Source organism: Candidatus Chloroploca mongolica (assembly GCF_004762035.2).
In the GTDB taxonomy this organism is placed as follows: Bacteria; Chloroflexota; Chloroflexia; order Chloroflexales; family Chloroflexaceae; genus Chloroploca; species Chloroploca mongolica.
Map to the genome: position 1 here is coordinate 101415 of NZ_SIJK02000011.1, position 19105 is coordinate 120519.

The 19105-nt window shown below is 51.8% G+C and carries 21 protein-coding genes; all 21 read left to right on the forward strand.

Annotated features, from left to right (window positions below):
• Positions 1 to 130: 130 nt before the first annotated feature.
• Positions 131 to 400: a DUF4258 domain-containing protein gene (locus EYB53_RS08375; protein ID WP_135477745.1), complete on the forward strand. Its 270-nt coding sequence runs from the start codon at positions 131 to 133 to the stop codon at positions 398 to 400.
• 21 nt (positions 401 to 421) lie between these two features.
• Complete coding sequence (locus EYB53_RS08380; protein WP_129677235.1) at positions 422 to 634, forward strand: DUF2283 domain-containing protein; 213 nt, start codon at positions 422 to 424, stop codon at positions 632 to 634.
• 370 nt (positions 635 to 1004) lie between these two features.
• Positions 1005 to 1391 (forward strand): nucleotidyltransferase family protein, encoded by a 387-nt coding sequence (locus EYB53_RS08385; RefSeq protein WP_135477746.1) that lies wholly within the window; start codon positions 1005 to 1007, stop codon positions 1389 to 1391.
• Between the two features lie 75 nt (positions 1392 to 1466).
• Entirely contained in the window at positions 1467 to 1694 is a 228-nt protein-coding gene (locus tag EYB53_RS08390; protein ID WP_135477747.1) for a hypothetical protein, read from the forward strand.
• A 351-nt stretch (positions 1695 to 2045) separates the two neighbouring features.
• Complete coding sequence (locus EYB53_RS08395) at positions 2046 to 2267, forward strand: type II toxin-antitoxin system HicB family antitoxin (RefSeq protein WP_135477748.1); 222 nt, start codon at positions 2046 to 2048, stop codon at positions 2265 to 2267.
• Between the two features lie 377 nt (positions 2268 to 2644).
• A complete protein-coding gene (gene gmd, locus EYB53_RS08400) occupies positions 2645 to 3721 on the forward strand; it encodes a GDP-mannose 4,6-dehydratase (RefSeq protein ID WP_135477749.1) in 1077 nt (358 codons plus the stop codon).
• Positions 3718 to 4680: a GDP-L-fucose synthase family protein gene (locus EYB53_RS08405; protein WP_135477750.1), complete on the forward strand. Its 963-nt coding sequence runs from the start codon at positions 3718 to 3720 to the stop codon at positions 4678 to 4680. Before gmd ends, EYB53_RS08405 begins: the two co-directional genes overlap by 4 nt.
• Before the next feature lie 531 nt (positions 4681 to 5211).
• Positions 5212 to 6060 carry an ABC transporter permease gene (locus tag EYB53_RS08410; RefSeq protein WP_135477751.1) on the forward strand — a complete coding sequence of 283 codons (849 nt, stop codon included), beginning with the start codon at positions 5212 to 5214 and terminating at the stop codon, positions 6058 to 6060.
• Positions 6061 to 6062: 2 nt separating this feature from the next.
• A complete protein-coding gene (locus EYB53_RS08415; protein ID WP_135477752.1) occupies positions 6063 to 7346 on the forward strand; it encodes an ABC transporter ATP-binding protein in 1284 nt (427 codons plus the stop codon).
• An 80-nt stretch (positions 7347 to 7426) separates the two neighbouring features.
• A complete protein-coding gene (locus EYB53_RS08420) occupies positions 7427 to 8053 on the forward strand; it encodes an O-methyltransferase (RefSeq protein WP_135477753.1) in 627 nt (208 codons plus the stop codon).
• Positions 8054 to 8092: 39 nt separating this feature from the next.
• Positions 8093 to 8980: a class I SAM-dependent methyltransferase gene (locus EYB53_RS08425; protein WP_135477754.1), complete on the forward strand. Its 888-nt coding sequence runs from the start codon at positions 8093 to 8095 to the stop codon at positions 8978 to 8980.
• Positions 8981 to 9195: 215 nt separating this feature from the next.
• Complete coding sequence (locus EYB53_RS08430) at positions 9196 to 9900, forward strand: FkbM family methyltransferase (RefSeq protein ID WP_135477755.1); 705 nt, start codon at positions 9196 to 9198, stop codon at positions 9898 to 9900.
• Positions 9901 to 11088, forward strand: a complete 1188-nt coding sequence (locus tag EYB53_RS08435) for a hypothetical protein (RefSeq protein WP_135477756.1) — start codon at positions 9901 to 9903, stop codon at positions 11086 to 11088.
• Between the two features lies 1 nt (position 11089).
• Positions 11090 to 11719 (forward strand): FkbM family methyltransferase, encoded by a 630-nt coding sequence (locus EYB53_RS08440; protein WP_135477757.1) that lies wholly within the window; start codon positions 11090 to 11092, stop codon positions 11717 to 11719.
• 146 nt (positions 11720 to 11865) lie between these two features.
• Positions 11866 to 12774, forward strand: a complete 909-nt coding sequence (locus EYB53_RS08445) for a glycosyltransferase family 2 protein (protein ID WP_135477758.1) — start codon at positions 11866 to 11868, stop codon at positions 12772 to 12774.
• Between the two features lie 70 nt (positions 12775 to 12844).
• Positions 12845 to 13906: an exostosin domain-containing protein gene (locus EYB53_RS08450; protein WP_135477759.1), complete on the forward strand. Its 1062-nt coding sequence runs from the start codon at positions 12845 to 12847 to the stop codon at positions 13904 to 13906.
• 9 nt (positions 13907 to 13915) lie between these two features.
• On the forward strand, positions 13916 to 14800 hold the full coding sequence (locus EYB53_RS08455) for an FkbM family methyltransferase (protein ID WP_135477760.1): 885 nt from the start codon (positions 13916 to 13918) through the stop codon (positions 14798 to 14800).
• Positions 14801 to 14877: 77 nt separating this feature from the next.
• Positions 14878 to 15516: an FkbM family methyltransferase gene (locus EYB53_RS08460; RefSeq protein WP_135477761.1), complete on the forward strand. Its 639-nt coding sequence runs from the start codon at positions 14878 to 14880 to the stop codon at positions 15514 to 15516.
• The gene (locus tag EYB53_RS08465) at positions 15513 to 16604 is read left to right on the forward strand and encodes a glycosyltransferase family protein (RefSeq protein ID WP_135477762.1); all 1092 of its coding nucleotides are present in this window, start codon (positions 15513 to 15515) and stop codon (positions 16602 to 16604) included. Before EYB53_RS08460 ends, EYB53_RS08465 begins: the two co-directional genes overlap by 4 nt.
• Entirely contained in the window at positions 16601 to 17926 is a 1326-nt protein-coding gene (locus tag EYB53_RS08470; RefSeq protein WP_135477763.1) for a glycosyltransferase, read from the forward strand. Before EYB53_RS08465 ends, EYB53_RS08470 begins: the two co-directional genes overlap by 4 nt.
• 23 nt (positions 17927 to 17949) lie before the next feature.
• Positions 17950 to 19086, forward strand: a complete 1137-nt coding sequence (locus EYB53_RS08475; RefSeq protein WP_135477764.1) for a hypothetical protein — start codon at positions 17950 to 17952, stop codon at positions 19084 to 19086.
• Positions 19087 to 19105 lie beyond the last annotated feature (19 nt).

Genomic DNA, 19105 nt, shown 5'->3' on the forward strand with positions numbered 1-19105 from the left:
GGGGCGCAGCGCCCGCAAGCAGTCTGTTGTCGCAACAAACCCCTGCGGAGCATCAAGGCGGGGCGCAGCGCCCGCAAGCCGTCTGTTAGTCGCAACAAACCCCCGCAGAGCTGAGATACATAGCAGCACTATGAATGAGCCGCAGCCTCCGTTGATTATCTTTAGCCGCCATGCCCAAACACAGATGCAAGAACGAGGCGCGGACGAAGCCGAAGTCATTGCAGCAATTCGTAGTGGTACAATAGAACCAGCGCGCAATAACCGCATGTTGTATCGGAAGAACTTCCAATTTGATGGCCTCTGGCGTGGACGTAGTTACCGCATAAAGCAGGTAGCGCCAGTTGTTGTTGCAGAAGCAGATCGACTGGTCGTTGTCACGGTCTACGTATTTTACTATTGAGGTTAAAATGGAGAGCCGACAATGAAGATCAGCTATGATCCAGATGTGGACGCGCTGTATATCCGACTAGTTGAGGGCCAGATCGAGTGTCAGGTCATTCAACTGAACGATCGCATTGCCATCAACGTTGGTCCGGATGAACAGATTGTGGGCATTGAGGTACTCGACGCCAGCGACCTCTTACCGGCTGCGGGTGAACCCAGAGTGAAGCTTGAGAATCTGGTGGCGGCATAATGGATTGGCGTCGTTCATAACTATCGCCACGAGGCATGCGCCACCACCTAACCAACCTAGCACCGCGCCAACCTTGGGGTTTCGAAAGGGGCGAAGCCGGGGGGGAAGGCAAAAGGTAAAAGGCAAAACATGTCGCCCGCCATGGCTATCGCCACGAGGCATGCGCCAACACGCATACGGACTGGCAGCGCGCCAACCTTGGGGTTTCGAAAGGGGCAACGCCCCTTCGCGGGGGTCCAGGGGGCAGCGCCCCCTGGGCGGGGTGCGGGGCGCAGCGCCCGCAAGCCGTCTGTTTGCAAGACCCCCTGCGGAGCATAGTCCCCCTGGGCGGGGCGCGGGGCGCAGCGCCCGCAAGCAGAAAGAACCCAACATGCCAACAGCCCTTGAACTTACCCGTGACGAGTGGCAGCAATACCTGCATCCAGCACCAACGGCAGCCATGCCGCACGTGCCAGATTCAGCCGAGTTGCGCCTCCGCGAGCGCCTGCTGGCTGATGTGCGCCAGGCAGCCGCAGCGTTGAAGGGCCGCTTTGCCGTCAGCAGGGTACTGCTCTTTGGCTCCCTGGTTGACGGGGTTTGGTTCACGAGCGACTCTGATGTCGATCTCGCGGTCGAAGGGCTTGCTCCGAGCGACTACTGGGCGGCCTGGCGTACCGTAGAGGAGTTTATTACCGATCGCGAAGTAGATCTCATTGATTTAGATTTGGTTAGTGGCACCCTCCAGCAGACGATTACCCGCTACGGGCTTGAGTTATGAGCATCGCCTATAGCCAGCTTGCCGAGCGCATTGCGATGTTGCCTCAGAACGCACTGGCTAAGATGGAGGGTTGGTATGAAGACTGAGGCTGAACTGCGCATGGCAGGCATGCAGGCACTGATCAATGCGCTGGGCCTGGTGGAGGCGGAACGCTTTGTAATGGCTGTCTCGCGTGAACCCTTTGATTACACAGCCTGGCGTCGGGATCATTTGCCCCGGCTCCCGCTCGAGGAATTGGCAAAGTTGGCGAATCTTGAGGCGGAAAAACTCCATCGTCTTGCACAAGAGACAAACAGCGAGTAGAAAGCGGTAAAGCGGTAAAGCGGTAAAGCGGTAAAGCGCAAAACGCTAAAATCTAAAACTGCCATGGCTCTCGCCACGAGGCATGCGCTACCACCTACACAAGCGAGCACCGCGCCAACCTTGGGGTTTCGAAAGGGGCGAGGCCCCTTCGCGGGGGTCCAGGGGGCAGCGCCCCCTCGGGCGGGGAGCGGGGCGCAGCGCCCGCAAGCAGTCGAGTTTCACCCACAAACCCCTGCGGAGCAGCGCCCCCTGGGCGGGGAGCGGGCCACAGCGCCCGCAAGCAGTCTGTTCGCCGCAAGGCTACGTACACGCAGGACAAGCATTGATGCCCAGAAAAATTCGTGAAGCGTGATGAATCCTGAGAGTCGCTACAGCATCGTGATCGAGTGGTCTGACGAAGACGAGGCCTATGTTGTCACACTGCCGGAGTTTCCGGGGTCACATACCCACGGTGCAACCTATGGAGAGGCGCTTGCGAATGGACAGGCAGTGCTGGTTCTGCTTGTGGAAGCAATGCAGCGGGAAGGTCACCCCCTGCCCAGGCCTGCACGTTATCAACCCGCGCCGACGTAGCGCAACGTACTCTCTGGTCAGCGATCTTCGCTCTGGTCTACTCAGGGGCGAAAGTGGCAAGGCCCGGGGGAAAGCAGAAAGCGGTAAAGCGGTAAAGCGGTAAAGCGCTAAAATCTAAAATTGCCATAGCTATCGCCACGAGGCATGCGCCAACACCTAAAAAAGCGAGCACCGCGCCTACCTTGGGGTTTCGAAAGGGGCAACGCCCCTTCGCGGGGGTCCAGGGGGCAGCGCCCCCTGGGCGGGGTGCGGGGCGCAGCGCCCGCAAGCCGTCTGTTTGCAAGACCCCCTGCGGAGCATAGTCCCCCTGGGCGGGGCGCGGGGCGCAGCGCCCGCAAGCAGTCCATTGGCCCCGCCAAAATCCTGCAAAGCACACCATGAAAAAAGCACTGATCACCGGAATCACCGGACAAGACGGCTCCTACCTGACGGAATTCCTCCTCGCCAAGGGCTATGAGGTGCATGGCATTATCCGTCGGGCAAGTACGTTTAATTCACAGCGCCTCGATCATCTCTATCGTGATCCACACAATGGTGATGATGTACGCCTCTATCTTCACTATGGGGATATTGGCAGTTCCGGTAATCTCTCTGACCTGATTCGTCAGGTGCAACCCGATGAGATCTACCATCTTGCCGCGCAAAGCCATGTGCGCGTCAGTTTTGATTTGCCCGATTATACCGGCGATGTCACTGGCCTCAGTACGGTGCGTATCCTCGAAGCGATCCGCCGCGCCGACAGCCATGCGCGCTTTTATCAGGCGTCGTCGAGCGAGATGTTTGGTAGTGCGTCGCCTCCTCAGCACGAGGAGACGCCCTTTGAACCGCAGAGCCCCTATGCTGCGGCGAAGCTCTATGCCTACTGGGTGACGCGCAACTATCGTGATGGCTATGGTCTCTATGCCTGCAATGGCATTCTGTTTAATCACGAGTCGCCGCGTCGTGGCGAGACCTTTGTGACCCGGAAGATTACCCGTGCTGTGGCTGCTATTGTGGCAGGCCGCCAGCAGCATCTCTATCTGGGCAATCTCGATGCTCGCCGCGATTGGGGCTATGCCCCTGACTATGTTGAGGCCATGTGGTTAATGTTGCAGCAGGAGCAGGCCGAAGATTTTGTGATCGGTACCGGCGAAGCCCATTCGGTGCGCGAGTTGCTCGATGAGGCGTTTGGGTATGTTGGCCTCGACTGGAACCAGTATGTGCGGATTGATGAAAAGTATTACCGTCCGACTGAGGTAGACTATCTGCTCGCTGACCCACAGAAGGCGTTCGCCAGGTTGAAGTGGCAGCCCCGCGTCCACTTTCGCGAGCTTGTGCGCATTATGGTTGATGCCGACCTCGAGCTGGCTGGCCTTGCTGCCCCTGGTGAGGGGCGAAGCATCCTGGAAGAGCGCTACGATGGCTGGCATCGGTGGCAAGATCAAGTTGCAAGCATGGAAAAGGGTACACGATGACTCAGACATGGCCTGATACTGACAGCTTTTGGCATAATAAACGGGTGACCGTGACCGGCGGCGCTGGTTTTCTTGGCTCATTTGTCGTTGAACAACTGCGTGCGCGTGGGGCCGAGCATATCTTTGTGCCCCGCAAGCGCGACTATGATCTGGTTCACAAGGAAGCGGCGTTGCAACTGCTGGCCGATGCGCGCCCCGACCTGATCATCCATTTGGCCGCCAGTGTCGGTGGCATCGGGGCCAATCTGGTGCATCAGGCCGAGTATTTCTACGAAAACCTGATGATGGGCACGCAACTCTTCCACGAAGCGTGGCAAGCAGGGGTCGGCAAATTCGTCGCCGTTGGCACGATCTGTGCCTACCCCAAATTTGCGCCGATCCCCTTCAAAGAAGAAGACCTGTGGAATGGCTACCCCGAAGAGACAAACGCCCCGTATGGGCTAGCCAAGAAGATGATGCTGGTGCAGTCACAAGTCTACCGTTCCCAATACGGTTACAACTCGATCTACCTGCTCCCAGTCAACCTCTACGGCCCACGGGACAATTTCGACCCCGCCTCATCGCACGTCATCCCGGCGCTGATCCGCAAATTCGTCGAGGCCAAAGAACGGGGCGATGACCACATCATGGCCTGGGGCGACGGCTCGCCGACCCGCGAATTCCTCTACGTGGAAGACGCCGCCGAAGGCATCGTGCTCGCCGCCGAACGCTACAACGCAAGCGACCCCGTAAACCTCGGCAGCGCGTTTGAAATCAGCATCAAAGACCTCACTGAAACCATCGCCCGCGTCGTCGGCTTTGACGGCGAAGTCCGCTGGGACACCAGCAAACCAAACGGCCAACCCCGACGCAAACTCGACGTCAGCCGCGCCCAACAATACTTCGGCTTCACCAGCCGCACCCCCTTCGAACACGGCCTCCGCCAAACCGTCGAATGGTGGCGCCAAGCAAGTCTTTAGCGGTAAAGCGCAAAGCGGTAAAGCGCAAAGCGGTAAAGCGGTAAAGCGGTAAAATCTAAAACTGCCATGGCTCTCGCCACGAGGCATGCGCCAACACCTACACACGCCAGCACCGCGCCAACCTTGGGGTTTCGAAAGGGGCAACGCCCGGGGGAAAGCAGAAAGCAGAAAGCAGAAAGCAGAAACACGCCGCCCGCCATGGCTCTCGCCACGAGGCATGCGCCAACATCTAAACAAGCCAGCACCGCGCCAAACTTGGGGTTTCGAAAGGGGCGAGGCCCCTTCGCGGGGGTCCAGGGGGCAGCGCCCCCTGGGCGGGGTGCGGGGCGCAGCGCCCGCAAGCAGTCTGTTGATCACAAGACTCCCTGCGGAGCAACAACCCCCTGGGCGGGGTGCGGGGCGCAGCGCCCGCAAGCAGTCTGTTAATCGCAACAACCCCCTGCGGAGCATAGTCCCCCTGAGCGGGGAGCGGGGCGCAGCCCCACAGAAGCATAGCACGGGGCGCAGCCCCAAAAAAACGAAAAAAAACCCTTGCACAACACACCAACAAAACAAACCGAACACCTCCTCATCCTAGAACCAGGTCGAGCCGACAAAAACTACTGGCGCGATCTCTGGCGCTACCGCGAACTTTTCCTCATCCTCGCCTGGCGCGACGTCTCGGTACGCTATAAACAGACGATTATTGGTCTCGCCTGGGCCGTTATTCGTCCGTTTCTGACGATGATTGTCTTCACCATTATTTTTGGCCGTGTCGCCGGCTTGCCCAGTGATGGCAATGCCCCGTATGCCTTGATGGTTTTTGCCGCGATGTTACCCTGGACGCTCTTCTCTTCGGCGTTGAGCGAAGCCTCGAATAGCCTGATCGGCAATGCGAATTTAATTAGCAAGGTCTATTTCCCGCGCCTGATCATTCCAACGGCTACTGTGGTGACAGCCTTTATTGACTTTCTGATCAGCTTTGTTATACTCGTGGGTATGATGATCTGGTATCAGTATGCTCCGAGTTGGTCGATCGTGCTGTTGCCAGGTTTTATGCTGCTGGCGTTGCTGGCTAGTCTGGGGCCGGGTCTCTGGATTACAGCGCTCAATGTCAAGTATCGCGATTTTCGTTATATCATCCCCTTTGTCGTTCAGTTTGGGCTCTATGTGTCGCCAGTCGGTTTTAGCAGCAATGTGATCCCCGAGCAATGGCGGCTTGTCTATAGCCTGAACCCGATGGTTGGGGTCATTGACGGTTTTCGCTGGGCTATTCTGGGGGCCGATAGCCCTCCCTACTGGCCTGGTTTTGCGCTCAGTCTTCTGGTCGTCGCCTTCTTCTTGTGGCTCGGCATTAGCCAGTTTCGCAAGATGGAGAAGAGCTTTGCGGATATGATTTAACTATGTCTGACATTGTGATCAAAGCCGAACAACTCGGCAAAAAATACATCATTGGTCATCAGCGAGAAAACGGACGGTATACGGCGCTACGCGATGTGCTGATGCAGAATGCTCGTTCTGTCTGGAACAAGACCCGTGACCTGGTGCAAGGCAAGCCGATTGTGCAGGGTGATACGCTGGAGGAGGTCTGGGCGCTCAAGGATGTCAACTTCGAGATCCGGCGCGGCGAGGCCGTGGGCATCATTGGGCGCAACGGGGCGGGCAAGAGTACGCTGCTCAAGGTGCTGAGCCGCATCACCGAACCGAGCGCCGGACGGGTGTCGATCAGAGGGCGGGTGGCGAGCCTGCTCGAAGTGGGCACCGGCTTCCACCCCGAACTGACCGGACGCGAGAACATCTACCTCAACGGCGCCATTCTGGGCATGACCAGGCTCGAGATCAAGCGCAAGTTCGACGAGATCGTGGCCTTCGCCGAGGTAGAGAAGTTCCTGGACACGCCGGTGAAACGCTATTCCAGCGGCATGTACGTACGCCTGGCCTTTGCCGTCGCCGCACACCTGGAACCGGAGATTCTGGTAGTAGATGAAGTGCTTGCCGTAGGGGATTCGGCATTTCAGAAGAAATGTCTAGGCAAAATGGGGGATGTAGCACATGAAGGGCGGACTGTATTGTTTGTAAGTCACAATATGGTAGCAATCGAACAACTCTGCCAGAAGGCTATGGTTCTTCAGCAAGGTAAGGTTGCTGACTATGGAAGTGTTGAACAAGCACTAGGAATGTACCTGACTAGCGTAAGTGATCTCCAGAAGGTGAGTATTGCTGATAGAACAGACAGAAGAGGTAATCAGTTTCTTCGATTCACCAGGGTGGCTCTTTGCGATGCTGGTGGTAGCGAATTGGAACAAGTGCTTTCTGGGCAAGATGTTTATGTTCGCTTTTACTATGCGGCTTCAGAACAATTATGCGATGCGAGAGTACATGTGTCGTTGGCAATTGTTGATCGCGGTCGGATACTAATCAACCTGAATTCCTACAACAGTGGCTCTGCTGTTCTTGATGTGTACGAAAGAGGTTTTTTTGAATGTGTTTGGAAGAACTTCAATCTTACAGCAGGCTCATATGATTGCATTGCGTTCTGCTCTGTCAACGACGAGGTAGCCGACTGGGTCGATTCAGCATTTACAATCTTGGTGGAAAATGGCGATTTTTTTGGCCAGGGCGACTCCACACTTCATGGGATTGTTTTAGTGCCACATCGCTGGTATAGTCACCCCGATTTGTCGTGAGGAGAAACATAACTTTCAGAAATAGAGTTCTCTCCATGGTTTACAGATATTTACCATATCGAATCAAGGTTGCACGGTCTATGCTTTCAATCCTTGATGGGAAGTATGGTCATTGGCACAGTGTCAAGACCAGAGAATCTATCGGAATAGATGGAGAACCGACTCCATGGTATACCTATCCAGCAATTGAATACCTCGACCAGCTTGACTTTACGGAGAAAACGGTATTTGAGTGGGGCGCAGGAAACTCCTCTCGGTACTGGGCTCGTTCTGCGAAGTCTGTCGTCAGCGTAGAAGACGATCCGATCTGGTATCGAAAGATTCAACAATACAGATCTGATAATCTAGATATTCATCTGATTCAAGACAAGCAGCGCTACATAGATGCTATACGCCAAAATGACCAGAAGTATGATGTTATTATTGTTGATGGTTCGTATCGTCACCAATGTGCCCTAATTGCTCCATTGTTTCTCAGGGAAGGCGGGGTTATTGTGCTAGATAACTCCGATTGGTATCCTGATTCGGCGAAATTCTTGCGGGACGCTGGTCTGTTGCAGGTCGATTTCAGTGGGTTTGTACCAGTCGCACTGCTAACTTCGACTACATCGCTATTCTTTCGCCGGGACTTTAGTGTTTCTAGCAAGAGTAATCAGCAACCCCGCCCCAGTTTGGGATCTGTACCTGCACCGCAGAATATCTCTTAAGGCGATGAGTCTCTGTGTGAAAACCTAGAGGTCTACAAATTGTCAACCTTTCTATCACGTATACGTCAAAAGCTAAAAACGCTCTCAAGTCGTCGGGCAATTGCAAAGTATATTGATGGCGGCAGAATTCCATGGTCGACAGGTTATAAGGAATATCGTGCTCAATATATCAGTTCTGTTCTTGCCGACAATGATATTCTTGACGGATTTCGCCGAGAGAAGCCATTACCGATCGGCTACGGTATTGGCTTGGACGAGCGGTGTGTCGAATATCCTTGGATGATTACCCGTTTGTCTCCTGAGCCAATACGTTGCCTTGATGCTGGATCTACTCTCAATCATGTACATATCCTTGAGCAATCCATATTTACAAACAAGCAGTTATATATATTGACACTTGCGCCGGAAGCTCAATGCTTTTGGCAAAGGGGTATTTCATATTTATATGAAGACCTTCGAAGTATCTCAATCCGTGATCAGTACTTTGATACGATTATTTCTATATCTACCCTTGAGCATGTTGGCTTTGATAACTCTTTGTTTACATCTGGTAAGACAGAACGACGTCCTGTTAGTCAAGCTGATTATAGGCTTGCAATGCAAGAACTATGGCGTATTCTGAAACCCGGCGGTCAATTACTAATTACCGTCCCGTTTGGAGTGTATGAGGATTTCGGGACATTCCAACAGTTCGACCTCGCTCTGCTACAGTCGCTTGAGTCGTCAGTGCAATCAATCAATACGAATCGTACATTTTACCGCTATACACATCAGGGTTGGGAGCTATCCGATGCTGACCAATGCGCTTCAAGTGAGTACTTTCCGTGGTGCATGTTACCCCTCGATCAACGCCGAAATCAGAAACCATCAAGTCCTGATGGAGCGGCAGCCGCCAGAGCTGTCGCATGCTTGGCCCTGATGAAGTAGGATATTAGCGCGTGAAAATGATGAATTTAATGAACCGGGTGCTTTGTAGCTCCCGTGCTCGGCTCCTTACACTCTAACAGCGATATAGCCGGATACGACGCATTGCATCCAGCCCGTATCGTCGTCTACTCCTGGATGAGCCGCTCGAACTCGAGTTCGTGCGTCATCGTCCACCGTCACTCCAAACATTATCCGAGGATGATAGGTGGCAGCATTTGCGGATTGGCGACTTGGCGTTCTTTTGGCCTCAGGGCAACAAGACGAGTCCGCTCACCTGGATTTATCAAGAGGTATTTGCCCCGGCGCATTGGAATGCTCATACTTTTGAATATGGTGAAGTTGCTATTCAAATGGGAGACTGGGTCATTGATGCAGGCGCTTGTGAAGGTTTTTTTACCTATTACGCACTGAAGCGTGGTGCAAATGTCTTGGTGATAGAACCGGTTCCTGTGCTGGTAGAAGCGCTGTCGCACACATTTGAGGCAGAGATCAAGGCTGGGCGAGTTCAAATCTTATGGGGCGCATTAGGCGACAAGCCGGGTGAGTTTGGACTGAGAATAGCTCAGGATGAGCTTTACTTATCAGGTCTTGAAGCAGACGGAGATATAATTGTTCCTGTCTACACATTGGATGGCTTGCTTGAGCAGGAAGTGGTGCCATCGATTGACTTCGTGAAGATGGACATTGAAGGACACGAGGTGGCTGCCGTTCAGGGTGGGATCAGCCTTCTGCGTACTTCTAGCCCGCAACTATCGATTGCAGTTTATCACCAAGAAGAAAACGCCCGTATCATTCGGCAATACTTGCAAGAGATCAACCCGATGTATAATGTGCATTGGCGAGGCATCTGGGCGCGATCCCAGGATCTTCCAAGACCATATATGCTGTATGCATCTCAAAAACGACGAGATCAATCCTGAATGTCTGGTGAACTTGGTCGGGTAATATTCATCACTCAGTTCTCCCCATCACCCATCGGTCACGGCGGGCAACACCGCACGTATCAGATCATTCACGATCTGCATACAACCTTGGGCACTGATTGCGTGCAGGTGCTCAGTTTGCCGCACTGGAGTGCATCACGGCCAATTCCCCCAACTCCTCCATTGCTCAGGCGAATTCTTCGTAGCCTCAAGTACCGCCTGGGCTATTATGCCGAGAATCCGTTGCGCTTGTGGTTCAAGACCGGATATTTTTCAAATGGCTGGATGCACCCGGATTTTCTGCGCCTCTACCAGCAGACCCTGCGGGAACACGATAAACCTTTGGCTGTCTTGATTGAACATACCGGGTTTGCCAGCATCCTAGAAATCAATGCCGAACGAGGCATTCCCACCATAGCCTGCATTCAGAATCTCGAGTCTCTTGATTATGGCCGCGCTGTTGACGGTGCTCGAAAAGAAACGGCAGCACGTGTGGGCGACCTTGCCGTTGAATTGAACGTCCTTTCCAGGTGTCACGAGCGTCTATTTATCTCCAAAGTCGAAGCGGGGATGGTTGGTGGTCTGGGATTACATTCCGCTTATTACCCCTATGTTCCGGTCGGTGAAATCCGGAGCAACTTGCAGCGTGTGCGAGAAGCGCGTGGTGCAACAGCGCAGGAGGCGGGGTTGTTCCTGATGCTTGGGAGCGCCGGGCATCATACAACGGCCGAAGCTTTCGCCTGGCTTGTGGAGCAGGCGCAGCGGCACGGTCTGCCTGCTGGCGTGCGGATTATCGTGGGCGGTTCTGGCACAGACAAACTGCTACCTGCCGGGGCAACCGTCCCTCGCCTGGAATGCCGCGGACGTCTACCCCAAGATGAGTTAGATCAACTGCTGGTCAAATGTCAGGGGGTGTTGGTTCCGCAGTTCCGTGGATTTGGTGCATTGACACGCCTGTCGGAGATGGCATGCGGCGGCGTTCCCGTGCTGGTTTCGCGCCATCCTACCCTGGCTTTAGACGTGCCACCCGGTGTGCAAATGGTTGAGGATAACTGGGAAGCCTGGAGTACTGCCATGAGCGAATTCGTGTGTGATGGTCATTCAATTGCACCGCAGTGGGATGCGTATCTCGCTTGGGAACAAACACAACCGAATCCTATAACAAACTTACTTGGTGGAATATGATATGAACTTGATCCATTTTGTGCGCAGGCAAGTTAAACGTAGTCTCGCCGCACTCGGTTACGAAGTCCGACGTAGCGTGCCGTCAGGTTCCATGCAGCGCCCCGTCGGGGACATGCAAATGCTGCTGGAAGACTTGTATCAGCGCAACTTTGCCCCGACCGCTATCCTCGATGTCGGTGCAAATCGAGCCTCGTGGAGCCGTATAGCCAAAGCTGTTTTTTCCAACGCCAACCTGTTCATGATCGAGCCGCAGGTTGAAATGGAGCCACATCTGCAAAGATTCTGTGCTGAACATCCTGGTTCAAAGTACTTTCTGGCTGGCGCTGGGGTGGTCAGTGGCAAGATGTCCTTGACCATCTCGGATGATCTGGCTGGATCGTCTTTTTTGCCGTCAGCGTCGTCAGTAGAACTGCCAACAACCGGACGTCAGCGCACAGTGCCAATTGTGACTGTCGACGAGCTTATTTCCAGCAACCAGATGCCTGTCCCGCAACTTGCAAAACTTGACGTGCAAGGATTTGAGCTGGAGGCGCTGCGGGGGGGGCGCGATTATTCGGTCAGACGGAAGCATTTGTGTTGGAAACCAGCCTCTATCGTTTCTTCCCGAACATGCCGCTGTTGCATGAAGTAGTGGCATTCATGGCCGAGCGAGGCTATGTCATCTACGATCTTCCCGGCTACCTTCGCCGCCCAGCTGGATGGTGCCCTGGGCAAGTTGATGTCTGTTTTGTACGCAGCGATGGCATGTTGCGACGGTCAGATGAATGGGAGTAATTGATGAGCGCTCAACAGAGGCCGCAACTGGCAGACCTACCACCCCCACCACCCCACAGAACTGGCTGGCCGTGGATCGAAGCAAGCACCCCCCTGCCCAACACGATGGCAAACGGCGCACCTTGGCCGCGCATCAGCATCGTGACGCCATCGTACAATCAGGGCCAATTTATCGAAGAGACGATCCGCTCGGTGCTGCTGCAGGGCTATCCCAACCTGGAGTACATTGTCATGGATGGGGGTAGTACTGATCAGAGTGTAGAGATTATTCGGAAGTACGAGCCGTGGATCGACTATGTGCGGATTGGCCCTGATGGAGGGCAATCGGCGGCTATCGCCGAGGGATTTCGTCAGGCCACGGGTGAAATCCTGGCCTGGATCAATTCGGATGATTATTACTTGCCGGGTGCATTCTCGCGTGTGGCACAATTCTTTGGTCTTCATCCTACTGTGATCTTTGCCGTAGGGGATGTTGACTCAGTGACTGCCGACGGTGGTCTTATTCGACGTAATTATGCTGGACGTCCCAACGCTTTTCTGACTGCTAATCTCGGTAAACATAGTTGGCCACAACAAGGAGGTTTCTGGCAGAGACTCGCCTATAAACAAATTGGAGGTGTTGACCCTACACTCAAATTCTGTATGGATCGCGATTTGTTCATCCGTTTGACCAGGTATGGCCCCTCTCGACGAATTTCTGGTCCTCCACTAGCCTGTTTTCGCAATCATGAAACAGCTAAGAGTTCTACAATTCTGAATGTTGCACAATTTGAAAGCGAGCTTTTGACGAAGCGTCATGGCAACTCCAAGCTCAAGCGATTCACATGGGTGCTGGAAATGTTGTGGTGGCTATGGTCACGACCTAGATATATTCGGGCCGGAGTTCATCGTCGTCTGCATTGGGAAATCTAGTGAATATTTCTCTGAGTACATGTCTCAGGCTAATCTAGAAAACGGTCAATTGTAAAAAGAGAGTATTCAAATGAAAATCTTCTCAGACCGCACTTATCTAGTTGGCAGTCGGCGCCACGTGACCATGCTCTACCCTTTTTGGGGTAAGAACGATGAAGATCCACAGTTACCTACATCTGGGCGCTATGATTATTACACGGCGCATGGTCATGAACTATTTGAGTTAACCTCTCTGACCGATGCTGATGTTGCTGTTCTGCCTGTGCCTTGGGAAGATATATGTGACAATCAAGAGTATCGGAGACTTGCCAGCAATTTCGTTGAGTTGGCGACTGCTGCCGGTAAGCAAACATTGATATTCTTCTGGCACGACTCTTCAGAGCCTGTGCATGTGCAAAACAGCATCATCTTTCGCACTTCACTGTATGCGTCGAAACGGCTGCCGAATGAGTATCCAATGCCTGCTTGGAGTGAAGACTTCATGGAGCGATATCTGGGTGGCCAGTTGATTGAACGTTCTAAGCGCCCCATACCTGTTGTAGGTTTCTGTGGTGCGGCTGAGCCGATCCGCTCGTCTGCAGTGAACAGGCTGAAGTACGTGACAAAACGTCTCCTGAATACTCTTGCCGAAAAATCATATGATACGAGTCGCGCCTTGCGCGCGCAGGCAATGCATAATCTTCAGCGCCATCCAGGCATTGAAACGAATTTTGTAGTACGCGACAAATTCATGGCAGGCCTTGTACCGGATAACGCCAGAGAAGTTCGGTATTCTGCGCTGCACGCAAGTCGTCGAGAGTATGTCACCAACATTGTTGATAGTGACTACGTTCTCTGTGTTCGTGGCGTTGGGAATTATTCCTATCGGCTTTACGAGACTCTTTCCTGCGGCCGAATTCCGGTCTTGGTCAATACTGATTGTAGTTTGCCATTCGATCACATCGTCAACTACAAGGACTATTTTGTCTGGGTGGAGGAACAGGATCTTCGCCAGATTGGTGAGAGAGTTCAAGCCTTTCACGAGAGACTGAGCCAATCTGACTTTGTTGAGTTACAACGTGCTTGTAGAAGGTTATGGGAGACTCACCTTTCTCCATATGGATTCTTCTCCAGGCTTGAGACTGTCTTATAGGACTGCCAGATGAATTTTTCTTCAGTATCGAGAGTTTTTTCGCGGATTTCCCTAGCTGTATTAAGAACTGGTCTTCGATTGCCAGTGACGTTTCGCCATGTTGCGAAAAAACTGATATTCAAATCTGGAATAGGTGCGTACATAGATGAATCAATCGGTTGGCCACTTTCATATCCACTACATGGATGTCGAATGCTCGGAGCCGGTGGACGAGCATATGCCACAGGTGGTTACGAAGCAAGTGCTGTTCAAGTCATCATGGACGTTGTGAATCCTGGATGCGTATGTCTTGATGTCGGCGCTCATCAGGGCTACTTTACTTTGCTGCTTAGCCGATTGGTTGGACAGCAGGGCCATGTCTATGCATTTGAAGCGCATCCGCAAAATGCGCTGCTTCTACAACGCAATATCCAACTGAATAGTTTTCAACAACGTGTTACAGTGAAACAGATTGCAGTTACAGACGGTGGTGAGCTGACAATTGCGTTATATGCAGGAAGGGGAGATAGCTCGACAGAATGGAATATTGTGGGACACGATGTAACTGGTCAACCGACTCTGGAAGAATTGCAGGTGCCTGCTGCATCGCTAGATGGATATATTCAAGCCGGTCAACCTGTTGACTTTGTCAAGATGGATATTGAAGGAGCAGAGGGGCTTGCGTTGGCAGGTATGCGCAATCTATTGCGCAATCAACGTCCTACTTTGCTTGTGGAATTTCACAATTCAGAGACATGGGCGGCGCGTGCTGAACTGCTCTCAGCAAGCTATGATTTGTGGTCGCTGGAGGGAACTCAGCGGATCAAGATAGCTCCTGGCGACGAGAAGAGAGCCTATCACTGCCTGGCTGTGCCGAAGGAACGATTAGGCATTGCAAGAAGCCACCAGCATTAATCTTGGAGGGTAAACAGTTGCGCAGGTGGAAACAATGGTTTATCTATAAGCTGAAGGCATTTCAGTTACGGCTACTGATGAGTCGTTTATCCGTATTTCAGGTTAGGACAAGTTTTCATGGCACAGAATACGGTGGATGGACAATCTGTCCAGACGGTCTTACAGCATCTAGTCTGATTTATTCTTTTGGCGTTGGTGAAGATACATCTTTCGACCTGGAACTGATTGCGCAATATGGCGTTGAGGTGCATGCCTTTGACCCTACTCCGAAATCGATTGCTTGGGTGCAGTCAAATTCATGGCCCGACCGTTTTCATTTTCATCCTATCGGTATAGGCTCCAGTGATAGAATGGCTTTTTTCTTTCCCCCTGACGATCCCTCTCATGTTTCGCATTCGATACTTCCTCGTAGAAATGCAGCGAGTGCCCCTACTCAGGTGCAATTGTTTCGGCTCAAAACAATCGCTGACATGCTTGGTCATCAGCAGATAGATCTGTTGAAAATGGATATTGAGGGAGCTGAATATGAGGTAATCACTGATCTGCTCGATACGCACAATATCATAATTCGCCAGATATTGATCGAATTTCACCCTTTTTTTGAGGGTCTAACTTACAATGCCACGGCGAATTCAATCCGTCAACTCGAAAAAAGAGGGTATCGTTTGTTTAATATTTCCAATAGGGGAACTGAGTTTAGTTTCATCTACCTATGATGGCCGTAAATTCACCCAAAATCACCTTCGGCATGATCGTGCTCAATGGCGAACCCTTTATTCGCTATAATCTACGCGCGCTCTATCCGTTTGCCCATCAGATCATCGTGGTCGAAGGCGCCGCACCGGCCGCTGCCAGCATTGCCACTCCCGATGGACACTCGGTGGATGGCACGATGCAGACGTTGCTGGACTTCAAAGCGCATGAGGATCCAGAAAACAAACTGATCGTTGTGACAGCCGAAGACGAGGGCCATCCCAACGGCTTCTGGCCGGGCGAGAAGCATGAACAGAGCCAGGCTTATGCAAAGCGGGCTACCGGCAATTGGTTGTGGCAGGTGGATGTGGATGAGTTCTATCAGCCGCTGGATATGACCTGGATTATCGGCGAATTGTCAGGTAACCCGTCGATCTATGCAGTCTCCTTCAAGCAGATCCAATTCTGGGGAGGCCTAGACTATTATGCAGACGGATGGTATCTGCGCCACTATGGTGGCGAAGTGTTTCACCGTCTCTTTCGGTGGGACCCCGGTTATGTCTACGCAACGCATCGTCCGCCAACAGTCGTGAATGAAGATGGCGTAGACCTCCGGGAACTGGGCCACCTGCGGGCGCGAGATTTGGCGCGACGGAAGATATTTCTTTATCACTACTCGCTGGTTTTTCCACATCAAGTGAGTGGGAAAAGCGCCTACTATTCACAAGTAAGTTGGGGGCCATTTGACAGGATGAATGACTGGGCAACTGAGAATTATACCCAGTTGAAGCATCCTTATCGGGTGCATAATGTCTACCGATATCCAAGCTGGCTCGAACGGTATGCAGGCCCGCATCCGCCTCAGGTCATCGCAATGTGGCAAGACACCAGGAGCTCACAAGAACATAGCAATCTTGCAATCAGGCAAAACGATGACATCGAGAGATTACTGAATTCTGTTGGATATCGAGTGGGAAGGCAGTGCGTCAAATGGGCTGGTTTTGTGATCTGCAACGTTGAGGCAGCCGCAAGAGCGGTGTTTCGCCTGCTTCCAACCTCAGTGCAAGCTGCTCTCAAGCCGATCATTCTACGGCAAAGGGCTAGAGTGTGAAGATCCTGCTGTTTAGCACTTACGATCGCGCTGGTGGAGCCGAAAAAGTGGCCTTTGACCTGTGCCGATCCTACTGTCAACGCGGACATGATGCGCGTCTTCTTGTGCGCTACAAACGCACGCAAGAGCCGTTTGTATTCGAGGTTGATCCTTACCGTGATACGACTCCCTGGGCAGGGATGTGTCGGCATTTGGAAAAGTCGGTGCGCAGACAATCCGCTTTCCGCGGCCAGTATCGCCTGATCGATATGCTGCGCCGCCTTGCCCTGCCGCAGCGATTGTGGGATCGTTGGCGTGGCACCGAAGATTTCAACTATCCGTTTACCTGGCATCTGTTGGATGCAGACAATGATTGGCAGCCTGATGTCATTCATGCCCATAATTTGCACGGCGACTATTTCGACCTGGGTGCCCTATCAATGTTGAGCCAGCGTCTGCCGGTTGTCTGGACATTGCACGACACCTGGGCAATCACCGGGCACTGTGGTTATTTCATCGACTGTGAGCGTTGGCGCACTGGCTGCGGTGCGTGCCCCGACCTGGGCCGACCACCAGCCATCCAACGCGACCGGACAGCCGCCAACTGGCAACAGAAACAGACTATCTATCGCAACAGCCGGTTGGCCATATCGACGCCGAGCCGCTGGCTGATGAACTATGTGGAACAGTCTATGCTGCTGCCGTGGCAGGCGCGTGTCATCCCGAACGGCGTGGATCTGTCCATCTATCATCCTGGCGACCGCGCCCAGGCACGGGCTGAATGTGGCATTGCCGCAGATGCATTTGTCGTCGTGTTCAGCGCGTTTAGTGGAGCTAATACCAACCCCTACAAGGACTTCACCACGGTTCGCACAGCTGTGCAATTGCTTAGGGGCAGTGATGTCTCTTCTCGGTTGCAGTTGATATGCATCGGCGGCCAGACACAGAACACAGATGATCCAGGAGTTGTCTACACAGGCTATCTCACCGATCCCAACGCTGTGGCGCGCTACTATCGCTGCGCCGACGTACTCTTGCACGCTGCCAACGCCGAAAACTTCCCACTCGTAGTGCTTGAAGCAATGGCTTGCGGTGCCACCGTGGTTGCAACTAGCGTGGGAGGGATTCCCGAGCAGATTATCGAAGGCGAGACCGGGTTTTTAATTGCTAGGGGTGATAGTGTCATGCTTGCGAAGCATGTGCATTGGCTCATGGCCCATCCAGATAGATGTAAACACATGGGTACAATGGCTGCCGTCTATGCTGAGCATTCGTTTAGCCTGAAAGCTCAGGCTGAGTCTTTTGTCAATTGGTTTGCAAGTTTTATGTACAGTAATTGTTGATCATTCTGAAAAAAGAGGTTTGCATGTCGATTAGAACCGAAAATTTCAGTCAACTACACGAGCGTAGCTATTATATATCGCTGCGTGATGTGTTTTATCATGCGTTTTTATTCTATTCTGGTTTTATTTTGTTTGTCCTGCCTACAGGTACTGGGATTCGACATGCATTATTTATGATTCCTTTCTTTGCTGGTTTTTTAGGTTTATTATTACTAAAACATAAAATATCCCTTTTTGATTTCTTACTTTCGGGGATTTTGTTAATCAGTAGCTTCTTGACAGGGCATTACGATACTATTACTGATGCGATTGTCTTTTCGATGCTTTTACTGTTTGTTTCATTGGCTTACCAAAGAAGAGAGCTCTCGATACATTTTAACTATGGCCTGATTTTATTGTTCTGCTGGCTTTTTTTCTTTTCATTAGTTTATCAACTGATTCAGAACTTTGGAACGTTTGGCTACTGGGAATATACATCCAAACTTTATGTTGGTGATACAAATTTTTCGGGTTTATATATGTTGCTGTTTCTTTTTTTTAGTGTTAGATGTAAATTCTGGCCTGGGATTGTATTGTCATTGATTTCGGTATTGTTATTTTTAAGCAGGACTTATTTTTTAGCTCTTACTGTTTTTTTTCTTTTGATGTACTTTAGAGACTTTCTAGCCCCTCTTGTTAGAAGACTAAACTTTTTTGTGATAATCATGACTCTTAATATATTACTGTTAGTCTACGCTTTTTTTGTTGTAACTCAGATGGGTGTTTCTGATTTTAGTGTTAGGGGTTTTGAACGCTTATTTTCTTTTAATGATCGATCAGCCCTTGTTCGGCTTGAATTTAACTACATTCTTTTTTACCGCTTTATCAATGATCCAATTTTTTTGTTTGTTGGGGAAGGACAGCGATTTGGTGAGATCGCACGTGGTTTGCTTGGGAACGTACCTCATAATACTCTGTTTAATTCAGTTGGCACTAATGGGTTATTTTTTTCGGTGATGTATCTTTGGGTTCTGTCTGTTATTTTCAAGAAGATTGACTGGGTGAGTAATTTTGCTTATATCATCCCGGTGATTTTTTACTCCTTATTTTTGCATGGCATTTTTAATCAAGGATTTGCAATCTTTCTGGTTCTCATATTGATGATACCCTCTAAAAAATAAACCGGTGATCTTGAATGGG

Excerpts from the sequence above, each read along its gene's own strand:
- EYB53_RS08450 (WP_135477759.1), top strand. The coding sequence starts at position 12,845 with ATGAAAATCTTCTCAGACCGCACTTATCTAGTTGGCAGTCGGCGCCAC.
- EYB53_RS08405 (WP_135477750.1), top strand. The coding sequence starts at position 3,718 with ATGACTCAGACATGGCCTGATACTGACAGCTTTTGGCATAATAAACGG.
- EYB53_RS08435 (WP_135477756.1), top strand. The coding sequence starts at position 9,901 with ATGTCTGGTGAACTTGGTCGGGTAATATTCATCACTCAGTTCTCCCCA.
- EYB53_RS08420 (WP_135477753.1), top strand. The coding sequence starts at position 7,427 with ATGCTTTCAATCCTTGATGGGAAGTATGGTCATTGGCACAGTGTCAAG.
- EYB53_RS08460 (WP_135477761.1), top strand. The coding sequence starts at position 14,878 with ATGAGTCGTTTATCCGTATTTCAGGTTAGGACAAGTTTTCATGGCACA.
- EYB53_RS08445 (WP_135477758.1), top strand. The coding sequence starts at position 11,866 with ATGAGCGCTCAACAGAGGCCGCAACTGGCAGACCTACCACCCCCACCA.
- EYB53_RS08380 (WP_129677235.1), top strand. The coding sequence starts at position 422 with ATGAAGATCAGCTATGATCCAGATGTGGACGCGCTGTATATCCGACTA.
- EYB53_RS08475 (WP_135477764.1), top strand. The coding sequence starts at position 17,950 with ATGTCGATTAGAACCGAAAATTTCAGTCAACTACACGAGCGTAGCTAT.
- EYB53_RS08385 (WP_135477746.1), top strand. The coding sequence starts at position 1,005 with ATGCCAACAGCCCTTGAACTTACCCGTGACGAGTGGCAGCAATACCTG.
- EYB53_RS08395 (WP_135477748.1), top strand. The coding sequence starts at position 2,046 with ATGAATCCTGAGAGTCGCTACAGCATCGTGATCGAGTGGTCTGACGAA.
- EYB53_RS08390 (WP_135477747.1), top strand. The coding sequence starts at position 1,467 with ATGAAGACTGAGGCTGAACTGCGCATGGCAGGCATGCAGGCACTGATC.
- EYB53_RS08455 (WP_135477760.1), top strand. The coding sequence starts at position 13,916 with ATGAATTTTTCTTCAGTATCGAGAGTTTTTTCGCGGATTTCCCTAGCT.
- EYB53_RS08415 (WP_135477752.1), top strand. The coding sequence starts at position 6,063 with ATGTCTGACATTGTGATCAAAGCCGAACAACTCGGCAAAAAATACATC.
- EYB53_RS08375 (WP_135477745.1), top strand. The coding sequence starts at position 131 with ATGAATGAGCCGCAGCCTCCGTTGATTATCTTTAGCCGCCATGCCCAA.
- EYB53_RS08465 (WP_135477762.1), top strand. The coding sequence starts at position 15,513 with ATGATGGCCGTAAATTCACCCAAAATCACCTTCGGCATGATCGTGCTC.
- gmd (WP_135477749.1), top strand. The coding sequence starts at position 2,645 with ATGAAAAAAGCACTGATCACCGGAATCACCGGACAAGACGGCTCCTAC.
- EYB53_RS08440 (WP_135477757.1), top strand. The coding sequence starts at position 11,090 with ATGAACTTGATCCATTTTGTGCGCAGGCAAGTTAAACGTAGTCTCGCC.